This window comes from Lysinibacillus irui (genome assembly GCF_028877475.1).
Lineage (GTDB): Bacteria > Bacillota > Bacilli > Bacillales_A > Planococcaceae > Lysinibacillus > Lysinibacillus irui.
Genome location: NZ_CP113527.1, coordinates 3053911 through 3074809, shown reverse-complemented (window position 1 = coordinate 3074809; position 20899 = coordinate 3053911). Strand labels below are relative to the sequence as shown.

General features: G+C 39.7%; 16 protein-coding genes and 1 other annotated feature. Of the genes, 14 read left to right on the top strand and 2 right to left on the bottom strand.

Annotation, left to right across the window (positions count from 1 at the left end):
• Positions 1–45: 45 nt before the first annotated feature.
• Both OU989_RS15530 and secDF read left to right on the top strand, forming a co-directional pair.
• Positions 46–354: a post-transcriptional regulator gene (locus OU989_RS15530; protein WP_274793917.1), complete on the top strand. Its 309-nt coding sequence runs from the start codon at positions 46–48 to the stop codon at positions 352–354.
• Positions 355–696: 342 nt separating this feature from the next.
• Complete coding sequence (gene secDF / locus OU989_RS15525; RefSeq protein ID WP_274793916.1) at positions 697–2964, top strand: protein translocase subunit SecDF; 2268 nt, start codon at positions 697–699, stop codon at positions 2962–2964.
• 102 nt (positions 2965–3066) lie between these two features.
• On the opposite strand, the gene OU989_RS15520 is transcribed toward secDF, so the two are convergent.
• The gene (locus OU989_RS15520) at positions 3067–4755 is read right to left on the bottom strand and encodes a methyl-accepting chemotaxis protein (RefSeq protein ID WP_274793915.1); all 1689 of its coding nucleotides are present in this window, start codon (positions 4753–4755) and stop codon (positions 3067–3069) included.
• A gap of 321 nt (positions 4756–5076) precedes the next feature.
• Positions 5077–5311, top strand: a binding site (T-box leader).
• A 95-nt stretch (positions 5312–5406) separates the two neighbouring features.
• On the opposite strand from OU989_RS15520, the gene OU989_RS15515 reads away from it, so the two are divergent.
• From OU989_RS15515 to OU989_RS15480, 8 genes are all read left to right on the top strand, one after another.
• Positions 5407–6762, top strand: a complete 1356-nt coding sequence (locus tag OU989_RS15515; protein ID WP_274793914.1) for a chorismate-binding protein — start codon at positions 5407–5409, stop codon at positions 6760–6762.
• Positions 6762–7793 carry an anthranilate phosphoribosyltransferase gene (gene trpD / locus OU989_RS15510; RefSeq protein WP_274793913.1) on the top strand — a complete coding sequence of 344 codons (1032 nt, stop codon included), beginning with the start codon at positions 6762–6764 and terminating at the stop codon, positions 7791–7793. Before OU989_RS15515 ends, trpD begins: the two co-directional genes overlap by 1 nt.
• Complete coding sequence (gene trpC / locus OU989_RS15505) at positions 7790–8590, top strand: indole-3-glycerol phosphate synthase TrpC (protein WP_274793912.1); 801 nt, start codon at positions 7790–7792, stop codon at positions 8588–8590. Before trpD ends, trpC begins: the two co-directional genes overlap by 4 nt.
• Complete coding sequence (locus tag OU989_RS15500; RefSeq protein ID WP_274793911.1) at positions 8577–9191, top strand: phosphoribosylanthranilate isomerase; 615 nt, start codon at positions 8577–8579, stop codon at positions 9189–9191. Before trpC ends, OU989_RS15500 begins: the two co-directional genes overlap by 14 nt.
• The gene (gene trpB, locus OU989_RS15495) at positions 9191–10402 is read left to right on the top strand and encodes a tryptophan synthase subunit beta (RefSeq protein ID WP_274793910.1); all 1212 of its coding nucleotides are present in this window, start codon (positions 9191–9193) and stop codon (positions 10400–10402) included. Before OU989_RS15500 ends, trpB begins: the two co-directional genes overlap by 1 nt.
• A complete protein-coding gene (trpA, locus tag OU989_RS15490; protein WP_274793909.1) occupies positions 10399–11190 on the top strand; it encodes a tryptophan synthase subunit alpha in 792 nt (263 codons plus the stop codon). The genes trpB and trpA overlap by 4 nt, the downstream gene beginning before the upstream one ends.
• A 160-nt stretch (positions 11191–11350) precedes the next feature.
• Positions 11351–13672, top strand: a complete 2322-nt coding sequence (gene recJ / locus OU989_RS15485; protein WP_274793908.1) for a single-stranded-DNA-specific exonuclease RecJ — start codon at positions 11351–11353, stop codon at positions 13670–13672.
• A gap of 31 nt (positions 13673–13703) precedes the next feature.
• Positions 13704–14216: an adenine phosphoribosyltransferase gene (locus OU989_RS15480; RefSeq protein WP_274793907.1), complete on the top strand. Its 513-nt coding sequence runs from the start codon at positions 13704–13706 to the stop codon at positions 14214–14216.
• A gap of 41 nt (positions 14217–14257) precedes the next feature.
• On the opposite strand, the gene OU989_RS15475 is transcribed toward OU989_RS15480, so the two are convergent.
• Positions 14258–14716 carry a MarR family winged helix-turn-helix transcriptional regulator gene (locus OU989_RS15475; protein WP_274793906.1) on the bottom strand — a complete coding sequence of 153 codons (459 nt, stop codon included), beginning with the start codon at positions 14714–14716 and terminating at the stop codon, positions 14258–14260.
• Positions 14717–15092: 376 nt separating this feature from the next.
• On the opposite strand from OU989_RS15475, the gene OU989_RS15470 reads away from it, so the two are divergent.
• The 4 genes from OU989_RS15470 to OU989_RS15455 all read left to right on the top strand — a co-directional run bounded on the left by OU989_RS15470 (position 15093) and on the right by OU989_RS15455 (position 20867).
• Positions 15093–16343: an MFS transporter gene (locus OU989_RS15470; protein WP_274793905.1), complete on the top strand. Its 1251-nt coding sequence runs from the start codon at positions 15093–15095 to the stop codon at positions 16341–16343.
• Positions 16344–16454: 111 nt separating this feature from the next.
• The gene (locus tag OU989_RS15465) at positions 16455–17546 is read left to right on the top strand and encodes a carbohydrate kinase (RefSeq protein WP_274793904.1); all 1092 of its coding nucleotides are present in this window, start codon (positions 16455–16457) and stop codon (positions 17544–17546) included.
• Between the two features lie 4 nt (positions 17547–17550).
• Positions 17551–18465, top strand: a complete 915-nt coding sequence (locus OU989_RS15460; protein WP_274793903.1) for a pseudouridine-5'-phosphate glycosidase — start codon at positions 17551–17553, stop codon at positions 18463–18465.
• A gap of 206 nt (positions 18466–18671) precedes the next feature.
• Positions 18672–20867, top strand: coding sequence for a RelA/SpoT family protein (locus OU989_RS15455; RefSeq protein ID WP_274793902.1), 2196 nt, complete (start codon positions 18672–18674; stop codon positions 20865–20867).
• Positions 20868–20899: the final 32 nt, after the last annotated feature.

Here is a 20899-nt window from a genome sequence, read left to right as displayed (position 1 = left end):
TGCAAGCATGTCTTACGTTACGACTTTGATTGGAGATGATTCAAAATGAGTATGCAGTATGAGCAGCTATTTGAAAAAATTCGTCCGGCAATTGATAGTAAGATAGCAGAGTTTAAGTATTATCAATATGATGCCATTACAGCGGAAGAACTTTGGCGTTACTGTGTTGAAAAAAAATGGCGTAAAAAGAAGGTTGAACAGCTACGGTTACATGAAGTTATTTCTACTATTTTTGCGGTATCACCATCTGATATCGTCTCATTTAATCAAGTAGAGTTTTTACAAAGTAATAATTGGTTTGAAGAAGTCAATAATGAAGAATTGCAATTACTGCTTGGTCCAGTCAAAACGTAATCAATGATGTGTCAAATTTTACAACAATTCATAGAATCCTTAATGTGTTGAATTGACACCAAGCGCAACCTGTTTCATAATAAGTGTGTTGCGCTTTTTTTATTTTGAATAAGTTCTTACTTACATAAGTCTTTTTTAGCTTTACTTAAGCTTGGAGGCTAGTACCTAATAATACAAAGAAAAACTTGCGCGTTATGAACGATTGAAATAAGTATGCAACCTTTTTGAAGCAAGGTAACACAATTCTAGATGAAAAGGAGGATTAAACGTTTCAAAAGGTTTGCAAGTTACTTGTTTGGCGTGTAAGGACAGCCCTTACACCAATTCGAGGAGGATTTATTGATGAAACTAAAAAGTCGTATAGTTGCATTCCTACTGATTATCGTGCTATTGGCAGCAGGTATTAGTACGACTGTAAACGGCGTCTTAAAGGACATTAAGCTTGGTCTTGATTTACAGGGCGGGTTTGAGGTGCTTTATGAGGTGAATGAATTAAAAGAAGGACAAAAAATCACACCGGAAATTGTAACAGCTACGGCAACAGCTCTAGGCAACCGTGTCAATGCGATTGGGGTAAGTGAACCAAGCATTCAGGTTGAGGGAGAAAATCGTATTCGTGTGCAGTTAGCAGGTGTTGAGGACCAAGAGTCTGCACGTAAGTTATTGTCTACGTCTGCGAATTTAACATTCCGCGATGTGGATGACAATTTATTACTAGATGGAGATGATTTAAAGGAAAATGGAGCAAGTGCTTCCTTTGACCAACAAAATCGTCCAATTGTATCGCTTAAATTAAAAGATGCGAAAAAATTTGCTGATATCACAAGTAAAATTGCGGCGAAACCTGCAGGCCAAAATTTACTGGTTGTATGGTTAGACTTTGAAGAGGGTGTTGACTCCTATAAAGCTGAGTCACAAAAAGCGAAGCCTCGCTATGCATCGGCTGCAACAGTTAATCAAACATTAAATACAACAGACGTTATGATTAGCGGTAACTTCTCTGTTGATGAAACAAAAAATTTAGCAGGTATTTTAAATGCAGGGGCATTACCTGTGAAGCTTGATGAAATTTATTCAACATCTGTTGGTGCACAATTCGGTGATGAAGCACTGAAAAGTACTATTTTAGCAGGTATTATCGGGGTAGTAATCATCTTCTTGTTCATGTTATTCTACTATCGTTTACCTGGCTTTATTTCCATCATCACATTAGCTATTTTCACATTCCTAGTATTGGTGGTATTTGATTGGATTAATGCAGTATTAACGCTGCCAGGTATTGCAGCCATTGTCCTTGGGATCGGGATGGCAGTAGACGCTAATATTTTAGCGGCAGAACGTATTCGGGAAGAGCTGCGTGTAGGTTATTCTGTGAAACAAGCCTTCCAGCTTGGTTCTAAACAATCATTATCGGCCATTGTCGATGCACAGTTGACTACATTATTAGCAGCAGGTGTTCTTTTCTATTTCGGGACAAGCTCTGTAAAAGGATTTGCAACAACATTAATCATTAGTATCTTGTTAAGCTTCTTAACAGCGGTATGGGGCTCACGTGTCCTATTAGGTCTACTTGTTAACAGTGGCTATTTCAACAGTTCAGCATGGTTTGGAATTGCGAAGTCCAAACAGCATAGTCTGGATGAAAACATTGGTACATTAGATTTATCAACGAAATTTGATCGCTTTGACTTTGTTCACAACCGTAAGAAATTCTATACATTCTCATTAGCTATTTTAGTGGCAGGTCTAGTCGTTCTGGGTATTTTCCGTCTAAACCTAGGTATCGATTTCTCGAGCGGAACACGTGTTCAAATTGAGGCAGAACAATCGTTGACAAAAGAGGAAGTTGAAAAATATGTAGATAGTATCGGTTTTCCTTCTGACGATATTGTTCTTTCAGGAGAAAAGAGCAATTCTGCAGTTGTACGATATAAAACTGATTTATCACAAGCGGATATTTTGAAATTCCAAAAAGAAACAACGGAGAAATATGGCCATAAACCAACTGTAAGTACTGTTTCACCTACAGTAGGTAAGGAACTTGTGAAAAATGCCATTAAAGCATTAGCCCTTGCAGCAATAGGGATTATTATTTATGTGGCAATTCGCTTTGAATGGCGCATGGGTATTGGCGCAATTGTGTCACTACTGCATGACGTATTCCTCATCGTTGCTGTCTTTAGCTTCATGCGTTTAGAAGTGGATATAACGTTCATTGCGGCTGTGTTAACGATTGTTGGTTACTCCATTAATGATACGATCGTTACCTTTGACCGTATGCGTGAAAACTTAGATCAATATGACACGATTACTGACCGTGAAGTATTGGCGAATATTGTGAATAAATCGCTCCGTCAAACAATGGGACGTTCTGTTAATACTGTGTTAACAGTTATTATCGTCGTTGTGTCCCTATTAATTTTTGGTGCACCATCTATTCAAAACTTCTCTATCGCGTTATTAATCGGTTTAATTACAGGTATGTATTCATCAATCTGTATTGCAGCTCAAATTTGGTATTCATTAAAAATTCGTGAAATGAAAAAATCAGATGGACAGCTACACAAAAAAGAGAAAAAACAATGGGGTACAGACGAACCTGTTGTATAAGTAGTGAGCAGGGAATAGAAAACAATTTAGTTTCTATTCTCTGCTTTTTCTATGCAAAAAAATCTGCTACCTTTTTAAAAGGTAGCAGATTTTCGTATATGTTTATAATTTAAATTGTTGAAGTAATTCTTGGAGCTGTTGCGCATTTTGGCTTAATTCCTCCGCAACAGCATTTACTTGCTGCATTGTTGCAACCTGCTCGTCTACAGATTCTGCAATCAATTGTGAATTGCTTGCTGACAGATTCGAGACATTGGCTATTTCCGTGACAGACGCCGAGACCTGCTCGGCACTTGCTGAAATTTCTTCTGATGTAGCAGAAATTTCTTCAATTTGCTCGGTAAAGGCTGCAACGGCTGAAGTAATAGAGTAAAATGCATCTCCAGCCTCATGAATTTTAACTACGCCATCCTTTACAGATGCTAAGCCGTTATCAACCGCAGCTGCAACATTGCGTGTATCTGTCAGAATTTCTTTTGTAATAGCAACGATTTGATTGGCAGATTGATTCGATTCCTCAGCCAGTTTACGCACTTCATCAGCTACCACTGCAAACCCTTTACCATGCTCACCAGCTCTTGCAGCTTCAATAGCAGCATTGAGTGCTAGTAAATTGGTTTGTTCTGATATGGCTGTGATGACTGTTGTAATTTGACCGATTTCTTCAGATTGCTTACTTAATTTTTGAGTTAATTGAGCAATCTCTGTAGTAGCCTCTGAAATCCTATCCATTTGGTCTTTCGCTGTTGAAATAGTTGCTCCACCTGTATGGGCAAGTTTCGTCATACTTTCTGCATTTTGATGGAGGCTTTGCGTTGCTTCCGCAATGCGTTGGACACCAGCGGCCGTTTCATCCATAGCTACCGCACTTTGCTGTGAAGCACTAGCAGATGAATTGATATGTGTTGCGTTTTCTTGAATTCTTTGGGCAATATCATCCGATGTTGCCGTCACTTCCTCTGTACTAGCTGAAAGCTCTTCAGAGACAGCTGATAGATGGGATGCACTATCTTGAATGTTTGTCATCAATCCAGCGAGATTTTGTTTTAATGAATTGACTGCATTTGCTAGTGTGCCAATCTCATCCTTTGCTTGATGGTTAAGCTCAGCAATCGTTAAATCTCCTTGCGCTAATGTATCTGCTGCATTTATGACCTTCCGAAGTGGCATAACAATGCTATTTTTAATAAAGTACATAAAATATAAACCGATTACTACACTAGCAATGAGGAGGCTAATGGCAATAATTATTGCGCTAGAAACGGTTTGATTAACATCACGATCAACCTTTTGAAGCTGTTGATCATGATATTCTAATAAGTCTTTCGTTAGCTTAAAAATTTCCTTATTGTATTTTGTAACATCGACATTTATGTATGTAAGTGCCAAATCCGTTTTACCGTTATTAAACGCTTGCTGTGCTTTTGCTGAATTTGCTAATAATTCATTTTGCAATTCTGTGATTTGCTGCATAATGTTTTTCGTATAATCAGAGCGGACAATGGTAGATAGTTCTTTTACGGTTTCAGGTAATAGCTTTTCATAGCGCTCTAAGTTGGCTTTAGCAGTTTCATCCTTATTATTTAAAATATAAGACCGTAAAAACAATCCTTGAGATGCAAGTTCTTGCTGTATTTTCTCGGTTAATTGAATTTGAACAATACGATGATTCAAGACTTCCTCTAAATCATTTTGTGTTGTTTTAAATTGAAGAAATGATAGGATGCTTGAAATGAAAAGTAAACATGTTAAAGAAATAAAGCCAAGATTTAGTTTTTTGCGAACGGTCATATACGTTCCTACTTTCTTTAATTATATGGAAAAAATAATGTTCTGAAATTACTATAACTTGATATATTTACATGGTCAATACTAAGAAAATATTCAATAGTAGGAAATCAACTTCCCTATTAAAGGGTATTTAAAAGGAGAATATACCCACTATAAAGGTCTACTCAAAAAGCATGTATCACCACTTTTTCTTCAGAATTTATTGACAATTATATTGCTTTGGCATAGAATTAAGGCTAACTTTTTGTTCGGATCAGGTAGAAGGCTTCGGGAGCGAGGTCAGCCTAAGAACAGATGAGCTGAGTTTAGATGAGAATAGCTGAGAAATTGTTGAATAAGAGTAGTAACATAAGTCCTGTAATGTAGAGAGTCAGTGGTTGGTGTAAACTGATTTACAGCTTATGTGAATGGACTTATGAGAGTCGCTAATAAACAGCGAACGTGATTCCCCACGTTATAGGGGTGCTTTTCCATATGTAAAACAGAGCTGGAAAGCACAAAGGTGAGAGCAAATGCTCTAATATGAGGTGGCAACGCGGTCATGATCGTCCTCTGCAATTAGGATTAATCCTTTTTGCAGAGGGCTTTTTTATTTGATTCAGCATTCGACTAAACAGTGAAAAAGAATCTTTAAAAAGGAGTTTAATAGCTATGCAAACAATGAGTTCTAGGACAAAAATGAAAACCATTAATGGCGATTCTTTAACACCTATTTTGATTTTTAGACGGTTACAGGGTACACATAAATTTTTGCTGGAGAGCTCCTCCCAGCATGAGGGAGCAGGAAGATTTTCATTTATTGGAGCGAATCCAAGAAAGACTTATAAAGGAATGGGCCAAGAAATTCAGGAGATTTCCCATGAAACTGGAAAAACATATGTGCATAAAGGAAACCTCTTTGTCCTACTTAAACGACTAATGCCACGCATTACCAATACGACACAATTTCCATTCTCTGGAGGGGCTGTTGGTTTTATAGGTCATAGTGGAACAAAGGTGTTCAACGACAATCAAGTAGAAATGCTTGAGGCCCATTTTCATGTGTATGAAACAATTATTGTGTTTGATCATCTAACCGATGAAGTGACATTAATTCATACAAATATTGATGCGGAAAAACAACAACCTAGTTTAGAAGAATTGGCACAACAATTGTTAAACGGACATGTAAGTGATGAAGCAACTTCTCGGTATCATGGACTCGAGAGGATGTCCTATGTACAATTCGCAAAAGATTTACAGACAATACAAGAAAGTTTAACTAATGATATCTCACGGGTTGTACTGCCCAAGCAATATGTAGCAAACTTTCAGGGGCATGCGTTTACCTTATACCGACAGCTACGTAAAATGAAGCCAGCAGCCTATATGTATTATATAGAATTCGATGATTATGTTGTATTAGGAACTTCCCCTGAAAGTCTGATACGTGTCAAAGGAGATAAAGTCATTGCAACACCTATGGAGGGGACATATCCAGGAGGGGAGACAAAAAGTGAAGACCTAGAAAATGAGCGCAAATTATACGATCATTCGGCCATTAGAAAATCACATGCGCTTCTTGTTCGTACAGTTCAACAAGATTTACAGTCTGTTTGCTTCAGAGACTCTGTTCAAATTATTGATGCCATGCGTATTGAGGAATCGAAACAGGCATTGCATATGACATCAACGGTGGAGGGGCAGCTTTTACCTATGCTTCATGCGCTTGACGTATTAGCAGCAACATTGCCAACATTTTCGACTGTGGGATTTCCAAATGAACAGATAGCACGATCTATTAAAAAAAGGTCCAATTTTGGTGGAGCTCTAGGCTTTATTGGATTTAATGGACATTTAGATTTTGCCTTAACAGGACAGTCCATTGTAGCTGATCATGAATCCATGAATATGCAAACGACCATCACCGTGACGAAATATACAGACGTGCAGAAAGTATTAGATCGAGTGAAAGAGGAACAAGAGGCATTTTTACAGTTACTGACGAACAATGGAGGGCAGGATTAATGGAACAATTACAACAAAAAGTGTTGCAAGGCGAACACTTAATGTATGAGGAAATGCTGAAGGCGGCACAATGGTTATTTGATGATCAGACACCTAAAGACCAAATGGCATGCTTTTTAACAGCTTTATCAGTAAAGGGAGAAACGGCGCATGAGGTAGCAGCATTAGCAACAATTATGCGGTCTTTTGCACGTGAGGTAGCCATACAAGCTAGTGGCTATATGGATAATTGCGGTACTGGCGGTGATGGACTTCATACTTTTAATATCAGTACAGCTTCCGCTTTTGTACTAGCTGGAGCAGGCGTCAAAATAGCCAAGCATGGAAACCGCAAAATATCATCTTCCTCGGGCAGTTCCGATGTATTGGAGGCATTAGGTATTCATACAGCTATTTCTATTCCGCAAACTATTGAGTTATTGGAGAAAGAAGGAATCGCCTTTCTCTATGCGCCAAATGTTCATCCAAAATTAAAGCGGATTGGGGAGGTTCGCCGTTCAATAGGGAAACCAACAATCTTTAATCTTGTTGGACCTTTAACAAATCCAGTCCCATTGTCAACACAGTTCACGGGAATTAACCGACCTAATTTTGTAATGGAATATGCTTCTGTTTTACAAATGCTTGGGCGTGAACGAGCCATTGTCGTATCAGGACCACAAGGCTTAGATGAAGCTTCGTTAGCGGGTCAAAATACGCTAGTTTTAGTAGATAAAGGGGATTTAATTCCTTTTTCCTTAACAGCAGAAGATGTTGGTCTCCCATTTGCACCGTTAGAGGCAATCAGAGGTGGCAATGCAGATGAAAATGCTGTACTCATGAGAAAACTATTAGCTGGGGAGCAGAGTGCCTATTTAGATACTGTGTTATTCAATACAGGTATTGGCTTATTTGGCTATGGTCAAGCAGAAACGATTAAAGAAGGGGTAGCCATGGCAAAGGAAAGTATTTTTAGTGGGCGAGCACTTCAAAAATTGGAAGCGGTAGTTACCTTTAGCGAGCAAATAAAAAAAGTGGAGGTAGGTTTATGAATATACTTAACAAAATTCTACAGCAAAAGAGGATAGAAGTAGATGCTTTATTAGAGCAACCTGATCCTCTAGCAAGTTATACAGAAAAGACACGTCCATCGTTATTTGATTCGCTACGACAGGCGAATACGTTACAAGTCATTGCTGAAATGAAACGTGCTTCTCCTTCCAAGGGGCTAATTGCAGAAGGGGCAAATCCAGTTGCCCAAGGACAAATCTATGCACAAGCAGGAGCAGCCGCCATTTCTGTCTTAACCGATAAAGAATTTTTCAAAGGCTCTTTTGACGATTTAGCAGCGGTTGCTAGTGTTGTGAATATCCCTCTACTATGTAAGGATTTCATGATTGATAGGGTGCAGATTCGATTTGCGAAGGCAGCAGGAGCATCCATTATTTTATTAATTGTAGCTGCTTTGACAGACGAATCTTTACGAGATTTATATAGCTACGCAACTGGGTTAGGCTTAGAGGTTTTAGTGGAAGTGCACGATAGAGAGGAGCTCGACCGTGCACTTGCAGTAGATGCAAAGTTGATTGGTGTTAATAATCGAGATTTACGCACGTTTGAGGTCAGTTTACAACGTACACAAGAAATTGCTGACGCTTTTCCATTTAATGAAAACCGTGTATTAATAAGTGAAAGCGGTATTTGGTCACAGGAAGATGCACAACAAGTTGCAGCCATGGGGGCTAGTGGAATTCTTGTAGGGGAGGCATTAATGCGCAGTGGAGATGCTGGGCAGGCACTACAATGTTTTCAAGTACGAAAGGAGGGGCTTCTGTATGACAAAAGTTAAAATCTGTGGATTTCAAAAACAAGAACATGTCATAACAGCTATTCAGGCTGGTGCAGATGCCATTGGTTTTGTTTTCGCACCGAGCAAACGTCGCGTAACTATTGAGCAAGCTCAGCTTTTAGCGAACGAAGTACCTCAAGGGGTATTAAAAATTGGTGTCTTTGTCAATCCGTCTGCAGCTGAACTAAAGGAAGCGGTAGAACGTGTGCCATTAGACTATGTGCAATATCATGGAGAAGAAACGCCCGCATTTATTCAAGAACAAGGTTATCCAGCTATTAAGGCATTGTCGGTACGAGGCAAAGAGGATATTCAAGCTGCAGCTGATTATCAGGTAGATTATTATTTATTCGATGCACCTGGGACAGATTTTAAAGGTGGCAGTGGCCATACTTTTGACTGGAGCCTACTGGAGGAGGTAGGTATCCCACGAGAAAAATTACTATTAGCTGGTGGTCTCAACGTGGACAATATTGAAGAGGCCATCACAACGGTAGCCCCTTTTATGGTGGATGTTTCGAGTGGTGTGGAAACAGATGGAATGAAGAATTCTGCAAAAATACAGGAATTTTTAAAGACAGTAAAGAGGGGGATCATCTAATGGGGATTTCAATTGCAAATAGTGTACCGACAAAGGAAGGACGTTTCGGCCGATTTGGTGGTCAGTTTGTGCCAGAAACTTTAATGACCGCATTACTAGAATTAGAAACCGCCTATGATGATGCATTAAAAGATGCAACTTTTACAGAGGAGCTTACCTATTATTTACAGGAGTATGTTGGACGAGAAACCCCTCTCTATTATGCTGAAAATTTAACGAAGGAGCTAGGTGGCGCAAAGGTCTATTTAAAGCGTGAAGATTTAAACCATACAGGGGCTCATAAAATAAACAATGCCATAGGGCAAGCGCTACTTGCTAAACGTATGGGTAAAAAGAAAATTGTTGCCGAAACAGGTGCAGGACAGCATGGGGTGGCAACTGCTACTGCTTGTGCCTTACTAAATCTAGAATGTGTTGTTTTTATGGGGGCAGAGGATATCAAACGCCAACAGCTAAATGTGTTTCGCATGGAGCTTCTTGGCACGAAGGTCGAGTCGGTGGAAAGTGGTTCTAAAACCTTAAAGGATGCGGTGAATGCAGCATTGCGCTATTGGGTGACAAATGTTGAGGATACGCATTATATTTTAGGTTCTGCATTAGGCCCTCATCCATTTCCTAAAATTGTTCGGGATTTCCAGCGTGTAATCGGCGTTGAAACAAGAAAGCAAATTTTGCAAAAAGAGGGACGTTTACCAGATGTAGTAGTTGCTTGTATTGGCGGTGGCAGTAATGCTATAGGTATGTTTCATCCATTCGTTGATGATGAATCAGTAGCCCTATATGGTGTTGAGGCGGCAGGGAGTGGTCTTGATACTGGAAAGCATGCAGCGGCCATTGCCGGTGGACAGCAAGGGGTGTTACATGGTGCTTATATGTATTTATTACAGGATGAAAATGGCTTTGTTCAAGAAGCACATTCTATTTCAGCCGGATTGGATTATCCAGGGAAAGGGCCCGAACATTGTTATTTACATGATATTGGCCGAGCTCAATTTGACTCCATTACAGATGATGAGGCACTAGAGGGCTTGCAATTGTTAAGTCGAACAGAGGGCATTCTTCCTGCACTTGAAAGTTCCCACGCCATTGCTTATACAGCAAAGCTTGCTAAGACAATGCCGAAGGATTCTATTATAGTTGTATGCTTATCTGGTCGTGGAGATAAAGATGTTCACACAGTTCGAGCGGTACTAGGAGGGGATGCTAAATGACGACACTAAAACAAGCAATTGAACAAGCAAAGGCTACAGGAAATAAAGCTTTTATCCCCTATATGATGGCAGGTGATGGGGGGCTAGAAACAATCAAGCCGACGATTTTAACTTTTCAACAGCTCGGTGTGACAGCGATTGAAGTAGGTATTCCCTTTACAGATCCTGTAGCGGATGGAACGGCGATTGAGCGTGCAGGAGAACGCGCACTGGCAGCTGGTGTGACATTAAAGAAAGTGTTGCAAACGCTCGCTTCATTTAGAGAGGAGATAACGGTGCCTCTAGTGGTCATGACTTATTTCAATCCAGTGTTAGCTTATGGCTTAGAGACCTTTGCCAAAGACTGTGTAGCAGCAGGAGTAAAAGGGTTAATTGTACCAGATGTCCCATTAGAAGAAAGTGCACTGCTACGTGAAACATTAAACCCTCATCGTATTGATGTGATTCAACTCGTTTCTTTAACTAGCCCTCCAGATCGAATTGCCCGTATTGCAGCTGCTAGTCAGGGCTTTGTTTATGCAGTAACCGTTAATGGTATTACGGGAGCAAGGTCTCATTTTGCTAATAATTTAGAACATCATTTTGCAGGTCTACGTCAGGCAAGTCCAATCCCAGTGCTGGCGGGCTTTGGTATTTCGACACCTGAGCACGTCAAAAAGATGGGGGCATTAGGGGATGGGGTTATTGTCGGGAGCGCCATTGTAACGGCCCTGCATGATGGAGATATAGCAACAGTGGAAGCATTAATAGCTGCTTCTAAAGGTATACTAGCGAAGTCTACTCTTTAAAAGAGTAGGCTTTTTGCTTGGGAGTGAATATTTAATTTGAAGCATAGTTAAGGAAAAGTGATGGATATACATCTCGAATGGATGGTAAAACTATCAATCTAATGGATAGTGCGTAACCAATCGAATTTCGGTATAATAGCTTTCGTAAGGAAGTGAGAAGATGATCCTATCGAAAAAAAGATGGCAGGTGGAGCGTCCAGATGCCACACTTGTCCAAACATTACAAAATGACTTACAACTTTCTGCGATTGCAGCAAAAATTTTAGCAGCACGTGGCTGTGAAACAACCGCTGACGCAGAAAGCTTATTAAATATGACCGAAGCAAATATTCATGATCCATTTCTCATGCATGGCATGGCTGAAGCGGTGGCGCGAATTGAGCAAGCACTAGAAAATGGTGAGAAAATATTAGTCTATGGCGATTACGATGCGGATGGTGTGACAAGTACGACTGTCATGCTAAATGTGTTATTGGATCTTGGTGCCGATGTATCTTTTAAAATCCCAAATCGTTTTATCCATGGGTATGGACCACATGAGGCTCTATTTCGAGAAGCCTATGAAGAAGGGGTACAATTAATCATTACAGTGGATAATGGGATCTCAGGAATTGAACCTATCCGAGTAGCGAAAGAGCTTGGCATGGATGTTATTGTGACTGATCACCATGAACCTGGGGAGGAGCTACCGCCAGCAGATATTATTCTTCACCCGCGATTACCAGAAGGGCATTATCCGTTCGGAGAGTTAGCTGGAGTAGGTGTAGCCTTTAAGCTAGCACATGCTCTATATGGAGAGCTACCCATCCACTTAATTGAATTTGTTGCGATTGGCACTGTAGCAGATTTAGTGCCGCTAGTAGATGAAAATCGCTATCTGGTCAAACGGGGTATTCAGGAAATGCGTCGCTCCCTTAGTCCGTGGGTACAAGCAATGTGTGACATAGCGAGTACAGAGCAGGCAAAAATTTCTGAAGAAACGATTGGCTTTTATTTTGGCCCTCGATTAAATGCTGTTGGTCGACTCGGAGAAGCAGCTCCAGGAGTCGAGTTATTAATGGCTGAGGACAATGCCAAGGCAGCTGCGCTGGCAAAACAGTTAAATGCTTGCAATACAGAACGAAAAGATATTGTGAAAAGCATTACAGATGAAGCTATCGCCCTTATCGAAGCCGATGAAACGATTGGCAATTCCTTAGTTCTTGTTGTGGCAGGGGAAGGCTGGAATGCAGGGGTTGTGGGCATCGTTGCTTCTCGTCTTGTGGAGTTATATTACCGTCCAACCATTGTCCTTTCACTCGATCCTGATAAAGGGATAGCTAAAGGTTCCGCCCGAAGCATTGAAGGCTTCCATTTATATAACGAACTAGCAAAAAATCGGGATATTTTGCCTCACTTTGGTGGACATCCCATGGCAGCAGGAATGACCTTATCGTTAGAGCATGTTGATGAACTACGTAGACGTTTAGATGCTCAAGCAAGGGCCTGTTTAACAGAGGAGCACTTAACCCCTATTGTCCATATTGATATACCACTAAGTATTGATGAAATTTCAGCAGATGCTATCGAAGAAATTTCAGCACTTGGCCCATTTGGAACTGATTTTCCAAAGCCTATTTATGTACTGGAGGATGTAGAAATTTCATCCATGCGTAAAATTGGTGCAGCAGAAAATCATATTAAAATGGAATTAACGAATGGCTATGACAAATTAGATAGTGTCGGTTTTAATAAAGGTCATTTACATGATGAGCTAACGTATGGCATCAAAGTTTCCTTTATAGGTGATTTACAAATTAACGAATGGCAAGGGCGAAAAAAAGCTCAATTTATGATTGAAGATGTCCAAACAACAGAATGGCAGCTATTTGATATCCGTGGAATCCGTCAAACAGCTCGTTGGCTTAATACAGTGCCGAAGGATGAGGCGATGTTTATAGCCTTTCGTCCTGAAACGATGACCTATTATCAGTCATTGATTGGTGTACCTATTACAGTAGTGGACCCTACACTTTCAAATGTTGATCAAAGTGATTATATTGTGCTTTTAGATTTGCCACAAAATGTTCAAAGATTAGAAGAAGTATTACAGAAAACGAAGCCTTCACGAATTTATGCGCACTTTTATATGCCAGATTCACAATATTTCAGTGGTTTACCTACACGAGAGCAATTTGCTTGGTTTTATAAATTCCTGAAAAATCGACCAGCATTTCCGCTTGATATGCACATAGCTGATTTAGCGAAGCATACAGGATGGCCATTAGATGCATTAAAATTTATGACACAGGTGTTTTTTGAGCTTGGTTTTGTTAAAATGGAGAGTGGACTGACGACTGTCAACGTGAATGCCCCAAAACAGGCACTAACAGAGGCACCGTCTTACAAACAACGTTCAGAACAGATTGAAATGGAGCAAAAGCTTGTCTACGCTCCTTATATAGAATTAAAACAATGGTTTGATGAACGAATACATGACTAGACGAAAAATGTTTCGTAGGAGGAGCAATAACATGGATTTAAAGCAATACGTCACTACGGTTGAAAACTGGCCGAAAGAGGGCATTATCTTCAGAGATATTACGACAATTATGGACAATGGAGCTGCATACAAATATGCAACAGATCAAATTGTAGAATACGCCAAAGAAGTAGGAGCTGAAATTGTAGTAGGTCCTGAGGCTCGTGGTTTTATTATCGGTTGCCCAGTTGCCTATGCACTTGAAATCGGCTTTGCCCCTGTTCGTAAACCTGGTAAATTACCGCGTGAGGTCATTAGTGCTGACTATGGTCTTGAATATGGCAAAGATACATTAACAATGCATCATGATGCGATTAAGCCGGGTCAAAAAGTTTTAATCTGTGATGACTTACTAGCAACTGGTGGTACTGTGGAAGCAACAGTTCGCTTAGTAGAACAATTAGGTGGTCAGGTAGTAGGTTGTGCATTTTTAATCGAACTTTTAGAATTAAATGGTCGTGCTAAACTTGGCGATTTAAATATTAAGACACTTATTCAATACTAAGAGCAAGAAGAAAGCGCCCTAAAAACAATGGGGCGCTTTTTTTATTCCTCCTCATAGGATTGGATGATTTTTTGCATTGTTCGCAATGTATCGTAGAAATCTGCATATTTTTCAATCCCGATATCCTCAATAATTCTATCTTGAATTGCTTGCCAAATGGGAGCAGCTTCATGCAACTTTTCTAACCCTTTTTCAGTAAGTGTAATCTGTTTCGTACGGGCATCGTTTGTGTCTCGCTTTAATTCCACATAGCCATGTTGCTTTAAGAGATTTATGTTACGTGTCACCGTAGTTTGATCGAGTTGTAAAATTTCACCTAGACGGCTAATCGAGACAGCTTGCTGAAGGTCAATGTGTGCAAGCATTGAATATTGTGTTACCTTTAATCCAGTAGGCTGTAGCAGCTTATCATATAATTGTGTGACAGCCCTCGTTTTTTTTCGAAGGTTCGCACAAACACATATTTGCGTATAATCAATATTTTTTAGTTGGTTCTTCATGGTCAGTACTCCTTTTAAGGGATTCTACTAATTGTAAGTATACACCTTAGAGGTGGAAATTACTTCTTGACAGCTATATGAGCGGCAGTTATTATCATTGTACATGTATATACATATAATTGGTAGGACATGAAAAAGAACCTATGGCAAGGGGGGCTGCGTCCTTTTCATGGAGCCTACGATGTACCTTATGTCTAACGCTAGTTCACAAGGGTTTTCTTTAGCTTTCCAACTAGCGGGCTGAAGCGGCAAGTAAGTAGCATAGAATGGAAAGCCTTTTTTCACCTATCCCATTAGAGAATGTTATTTTTTTACTACCATAAAAACATGTATATACATGTTTTTAGTGCCACTCATATGAAAAGTAGGTGTTTGGATGAAGCGTGTTCATTATAGCTGGTTTATTTTAGTTGTCACATTTTTCTCGATTATTGTGGCAGGTATTACATTGTCATCCTCTGGCGTTTTTATCAATCCTCTTGAAAAGGAATTTCAATGGGAGCGGTCAACTATTGCCCTAGCCTTCGCCATAAGTCTATTTTTATATGGTATATCAGGGCCATTTATGGCGGCATTGCTTGAAGTTATTGGCTTAAAGAAAATGATGCTAAGCGCGATGGCTACGTTAATTGTAGGGATCACTTTGACATTTTTGATGAATCAATCATGGCAGTTAATTGTGATTTGGGGTGGCATCATCGGCCTTGGTGCAAGCCTTTTTTTAACGGTCCTTAGTCCCTATGTAGCTAATCATTGGTTTGTCAAACGCAGGGGGTTAGCAGTTGGTATATTAACGGCTAGTACAGCTACAGGACAATTAATTCTACTACCAGTGCTAGCCATGATCATTGAACATTATTCTTGGCGCTGGGCAATGGGGTTAATTCTTCTTCTAAGTACGTTGATGTTCACCTTGATTGCTATTTTTATTAAAAATAAGCCTCAGGATGTGGGGCTAAACCCATATGGACAAGAGGAGTTTATTGAAGAACAGACAGTGCAGCAGAAGAAAAATCCGATTCATATTGCGTTTAACGGTTTACTAGAGGCGGTTAAGATTAAAGCCTTTTGGCTATTAGCAGGAAGCTTCTTTATATGTGGACTTTCAACGAGCGGCTTGATCGGGACTCATTTTGTTTCGTATTGTATTAGTTTTGGCGTTCCTTTAGTCACCGCTGCATCACTCTTATCATTTATGGGTGTGTTTAACTTACTAGGGACGACTGCCTCAGGCTGGCTATCAGATCGCTTCGATAATCGTTGGCTGTTATTTTGGTATTACTTGTTACGGGGAGCTTCCTTATTATTACTCCCTTATGCATTATCACAAGGTTCTGTTATTTTACTGACGATATTCACTATCTTTTATGGACTCGATTGGATTGCCACAGTACCACCAACGATCAGTATTACACGACAAATTTTTGGTATGCAAAAAAGTAGTATTATTTACGGATGGATATTTGCCTCACATCAAGCAGGAGCTGCTGTTGCTGCATATGGTGGTGGATTGATCTATCAATTTTTTAATTCCTATACATGGGCTTTTTTCCTTGCGGGTATATTCTGTGCCATGGCTAGCCTGTTCGTTATCATTGTCAAAAAACAAACACCACAGCATGTATAATAAACGAAAAAAGTTGAACCTCAACATAACAGGTTCAACTTTTTTTAAAATCCTTTGACATGAATCAAACAAAAGTTTATAATGTAAACAAATATAATAAAAGGTGATGCTATGAATGAAAGAGAACAGGCGGTGCTTGCTTTAATTCGCCAAAATCCGTTTATGTCTCAGCAAGAGATGGCAGATGCAATGAATCTTTCACGTCCAGTGCTTGCTAATTTAGTGTCTAGTTTAACAAAGCAAGGAAAAATTGTAGGTCGTGCATATATTTTACCCGAGGAAAATGAAATTATTTGCATCGGGGGAGCCAATTTAGACCGAAAATTCCACGTGAAAGGCAATGTTCAATTTGGGACATCTAACCCTGCTAGCTCTTCTTTTAGTGTTGGTGGTGTTGGTAGAAACATTGCTGAAAATTTAGGCAGATTAAACCATCAAGTGACATTGCTGACAACGGCTGGGAAAGATGCTGATTGGCAAGTCATCCAAGAAGCTTCGGAATCCTTTATGAACCTACGTTATGTGGAGCAGCTAGCAGAGGCTTCAACGGGTTCTTATACAGCCATTATGGATGAGCAAGGGGAGCTAGCATTAGCTGTAGCCAATATGGAAGTGTATGATCTACTAGTACCTAGCTTATTGAAAAAGCATGAAACAATGTTAGTCAACGCAGGCTGCTTTATTCTGGATTTAAATTGTCCAAAAGAAACAGTAGCCTATATCCAACAAGTAGCCGTTGCTCGTAATATCCCACTTGTCATTGTGCCGGTATCTTCACCGAAAATGAATCGACTACCTGAAACATTACAAGGAGTAACATGGTTTATTTGTAACACGGATGAAGCGGAAACAATTGTTGGACATAAAATTGAAAACGCTACCCATTATGAAAAAGCTTTACAACAGCTCCTGCAGCTAGGTGCCGAACATGTCATTATTACAGCAGGCAGCAAGGGTGTATATGCAGCATCTACTACCATTGCTCCAAGTCATTTTGCTGCCAAAGTGATAGAAAAAATTGAAGATGTTACAGGAGCAGGAGATGCCTTTGTCAGCGCAGTCATACATAGCTGGTTGACAGGACAATCCTTTGCGACAAGCATTGATGCTGGCTTAACAAATGCTAAAAATACTTTGGCATCTCCCTATACAGTAAGACCAGAATTATCCGTAGATTTGTTAACAAGTGAAATGGAGGAATAACAACATGAAAGAATTCATCGTATTATCAGAAGAAGTAAAAGCAGGACAAGCAAAAGGTCTACCAATCGTTGCATTAGAATCAACAATTATTTCACACGGTATGCCATACCCACAAAACGTGCAAACTGCGCGTGAGGTAGAGCAAATTATTCGTGATAACGGAGCAGTACCTGCAACAATTGCGTTAATTGATGGAAAAATTAAAATTGGTCTATCTGATGAAGAACTTGAAATGTTCGGGAATGCACAAGGTGTTGCAAAAGCATCTCGCCGTGATTTAGGTTACCTACTTGCAACGAAAAAATTAGGTGCTACTACAGTTGCAGCTACGATGATCTGTGCAGAGCTTGCAGGCATTGAAATCTTTGTTACTGGAGGTATTGGCGGTGTTCACCGTGGTGCTGAAACAACAATGGATATCTCTGCAGACTTAGAGGAATTAGCACAAACAAATGTTGCTGTTATCTGTGCAGGAGCAAAATCTATTTTAGATATCGGTCTTACACTAGAATACCTTGAAACAAAAGGTGTGCCTGTTGTAGGTTACGGAACAGATGAACTGCCAGCATTCTATACACGTCAAAGTGGCTTTGATGTAAACTTCCAATTGGATACGCCAGAAGAAATTGCTGCAATGCTATCTGCGAAATGGCAATTAGGATTAAAAGGCGGCGCTGTTATTGCAAATCCAATTCCTCAAGCTGAAGCATTAGAGCATACATTTATTACTAACATTATTGAAAAAGCTTTAGTAGAAGCTGAAGAAAATGGTATTCAAGGTAAAAACGTTACACCATTCTTACTAGGTAAAGTGAAAGAATTGACAGAAGGTAAAAGTCTTGATGCCAACATTGCATTAGTGAAAAACAATGCAGTAGTAGGCGCGAAAATTGCTGTAGCTTACAACCAATTACACTAATCCTCTTGTCGAAACAAGGACCCTTTGTGGCGCATATCGTCACAAGGGTCTTTTTTATTAAAAAAGAGATTATTTTTTCCATTTTTCAAGCTGTTCACGAGATTAACTAAACTAAATGATACAGTCTCTTTACAATAGACCATAATATTTTATACAATTAAGTTTATATCTAATCTGAAAAATTTGACGAGCAAGGTGGACATGTTATGGCGAAAGAGCAAATTTTGACTCCTGAGGACGTTTTTGAGTTAGTCAAATCCTACATGAATGATGAAAATGTCGCATTCGTGAAAAAAGCATATGAATTAGCAAGGGATGCTCATATTGAGCAATTCCGTAGCTCTGGTGAACCGTATATTATTCACCCAGTACAAGTAGCAGGTATTTTAGCTGAATTACAAATGGACCCGGAAACTGTAGCGGCAGGTTTTTTACATGATGTTGTCGAAGATACAGATTTTACGCGGGATGATTTGGTACGGGAATTTGGCGAGGAAGTAGCAGTGCTAGTTGATGGTGTTACTAAACTGGGGAAAATTAAATATTTATCTAAAGAGGCGCAGCAAGCAGAGAATCATCGGAAAATGTTTGTAGCGATGGCACAGGATATCCGTGTCATCTTAATCAAGCTAGCAGACCGTCTTCATAATATGCGTACACTTAAGCATTTACCTGCTGAAAAGCAACGACGTATTTCCAAAGAGACATTAGAGATCTTTGCACCACTCGCACATCGCCTAGGAATTTCAACAGTCAAATGGGAGCTTGAAGATACAGCACTTCGCTATTTAAACCCACAGCAATATTATCGTATTGTCAGTTTGATGAAGAAAAAGCGTGATGAACGTGAGGCTTATTTAGAGAATGTCATGGCTGAGATGAAGTCACAGCTGAATGAGGTAGAAATCGAAGCAGATGTCTATGGTCGTCCAAAGCACATATATAGTATTTATCGAAAAATGGTGCTACAAAAGAAACAATTTAATGAAATTTATGATTTGCTAGCCATTCGTGTACTTGTAGATAGTATTAAAGATTGCTATGCCGTCTTAGGTATTGTGCATACATTATGGAAACCGATGCCAGGCCGTTTTAAAGATTATATTGCCATGCCAAAACAAAACCTGTATCAATCTTTGCATACAACTGTTATTGGACCCTATGGTGATCCACTAGAGGTGCAGATTCGCACAAAGGAAATGCACAAGATTGCAGAGTACGGGATTGCTGCACACTGGGCGTATAAAGAAGGCAAAAAGGTCGACCATCAAAAGCAAAATGTCGACCAAAAGCTAACATGGTTCCGTGAAATTTTAGAATTCCAAAATGAATCTTCCAACGCAGAAGAGTTTATGGAATCCTTAAAGTTTGATTTATTTTCCGATATGGTGTACGTCTTTACACCTGAGGGCGATGTCATTGAATTGCCAGCTGGTTCTGTGCCGATCGATTTCGCGTATCGTGTCCATTCTGAAGTCGGAAATCGTACGATTGGAGCCAAAATTAATGGGAAAATGGTACCTCTTGATACACCACTAAAAACGGGAGATATCATTGAAATTTTAACTTCTAAGCAATCCTTTGGCCCGAGCCGCGATTGGTTAAAGATAGCGCAATCCTCCCAGGCGAAAAATAAGATTAAGCAATTCTTTAAACGACATCTACGTGAAGAGAATATTATCAAAGGTAAAGAGATGATCGAAAAAGAAATCCGTGCACAGGATTTCGATTTAAAGGAAACAATGTCATCAGAAAACCTCAAACGAGTGTGTGATAAATTTAATTATACGAACGAAGAAGACTTGTATGCGGCAGTTGGTGTAAACGGTATAACAGCACAGCAAGTAGTCAATCGTTTAGCGGAAAAACGCCGTAAAGAGCGTGAGCAGGAAGAAGCTTTAGAGAAAATCGAACAAAAAATGAAAAATCCAATTCCGCAAAAACGTACGGAATCTGGTGTCATTGTAAAGGGCATTGATAATATGCTTATTCGACTTTCACGTTGTTGTACACCTGTTCCTGGAGATGAAATTGTAGGCTTTATCACAAAGGGGAGAGGTGTGTCTGTGCACCGTGCGGACTGTCCAAATATTCAAATCGAGGATGAGCAGGAGCGCTTAATTGAGGTGGAATGGGAGCATGGTGTCATTCCAGAGAAAAAAGAATATCCAGTCGATATCGAAGTATCAGCTTTCGATAGACCAGGTATTTTAAATGAGATCATGCAAATTGTTAGTGAAACAAAAACGAATATTTTAGCAGTCAGTGGTCGTGCTGATCGCGATAAGATGGCGACAATTCATTTAACTATTTCGATCTCAAATATTTCTCATTTGCATAAAGTTGTGGAACGAATTAAACAAACACCTGATATTTATTCGGTGCAACGGGTCATTAATTAATGGTAAGCAACAACATAGAATTGGGGTTTTAA

Bases quoted from the DNA above. Each gene is read 5' to 3' on its own strand.
- OU989_RS15530 (WP_274793917.1), top strand. From the start codon at position 46: ATGAGTATGCAGTATGAGCAGCTATTTGAAAAAATTCGTCCGGCAATT.
- secDF (WP_274793916.1), top strand. From the start codon at position 697: ATGAAACTAAAAAGTCGTATAGTTGCATTCCTACTGATTATCGTGCTA.
- OU989_RS15520 (WP_274793915.1), bottom strand. From the start codon at position 4,755: ATGACCGTTCGCAAAAAACTAAATCTTGGCTTTATTTCTTTAACATGT.
- OU989_RS15515 (WP_274793914.1), top strand. From the start codon at position 5,407: ATGCAAACAATGAGTTCTAGGACAAAAATGAAAACCATTAATGGCGAT.
- trpD (WP_274793913.1), top strand. From the start codon at position 6,762: ATGGAACAATTACAACAAAAAGTGTTGCAAGGCGAACACTTAATGTAT.
- trpC (WP_274793912.1), top strand. From the start codon at position 7,790: ATGAATATACTTAACAAAATTCTACAGCAAAAGAGGATAGAAGTAGAT.
- OU989_RS15500 (WP_274793911.1), top strand. From the start codon at position 8,577: ATGACAAAAGTTAAAATCTGTGGATTTCAAAAACAAGAACATGTCATA.
- trpB (WP_274793910.1), top strand. From the start codon at position 9,191: ATGGGGATTTCAATTGCAAATAGTGTACCGACAAAGGAAGGACGTTTC.
- trpA (WP_274793909.1), top strand. From the start codon at position 10,399: ATGACGACACTAAAACAAGCAATTGAACAAGCAAAGGCTACAGGAAAT.
- recJ (WP_274793908.1), top strand. From the start codon at position 11,351: ATGATCCTATCGAAAAAAAGATGGCAGGTGGAGCGTCCAGATGCCACA.
- OU989_RS15480 (WP_274793907.1), top strand. From the start codon at position 13,704: ATGGATTTAAAGCAATACGTCACTACGGTTGAAAACTGGCCGAAAGAG.
- OU989_RS15475 (WP_274793906.1), bottom strand. From the start codon at position 14,716: ATGAAGAACCAACTAAAAAATATTGATTATACGCAAATATGTGTTTGT.
- OU989_RS15470 (WP_274793905.1), top strand. From the start codon at position 15,093: ATGAAGCGTGTTCATTATAGCTGGTTTATTTTAGTTGTCACATTTTTC.
- OU989_RS15465 (WP_274793904.1), top strand. From the start codon at position 16,455: ATGAATGAAAGAGAACAGGCGGTGCTTGCTTTAATTCGCCAAAATCCG.
- OU989_RS15460 (WP_274793903.1), top strand. From the start codon at position 17,551: ATGAAAGAATTCATCGTATTATCAGAAGAAGTAAAAGCAGGACAAGCA.
- OU989_RS15455 (WP_274793902.1), top strand. From the start codon at position 18,672: ATGGCGAAAGAGCAAATTTTGACTCCTGAGGACGTTTTTGAGTTAGTC.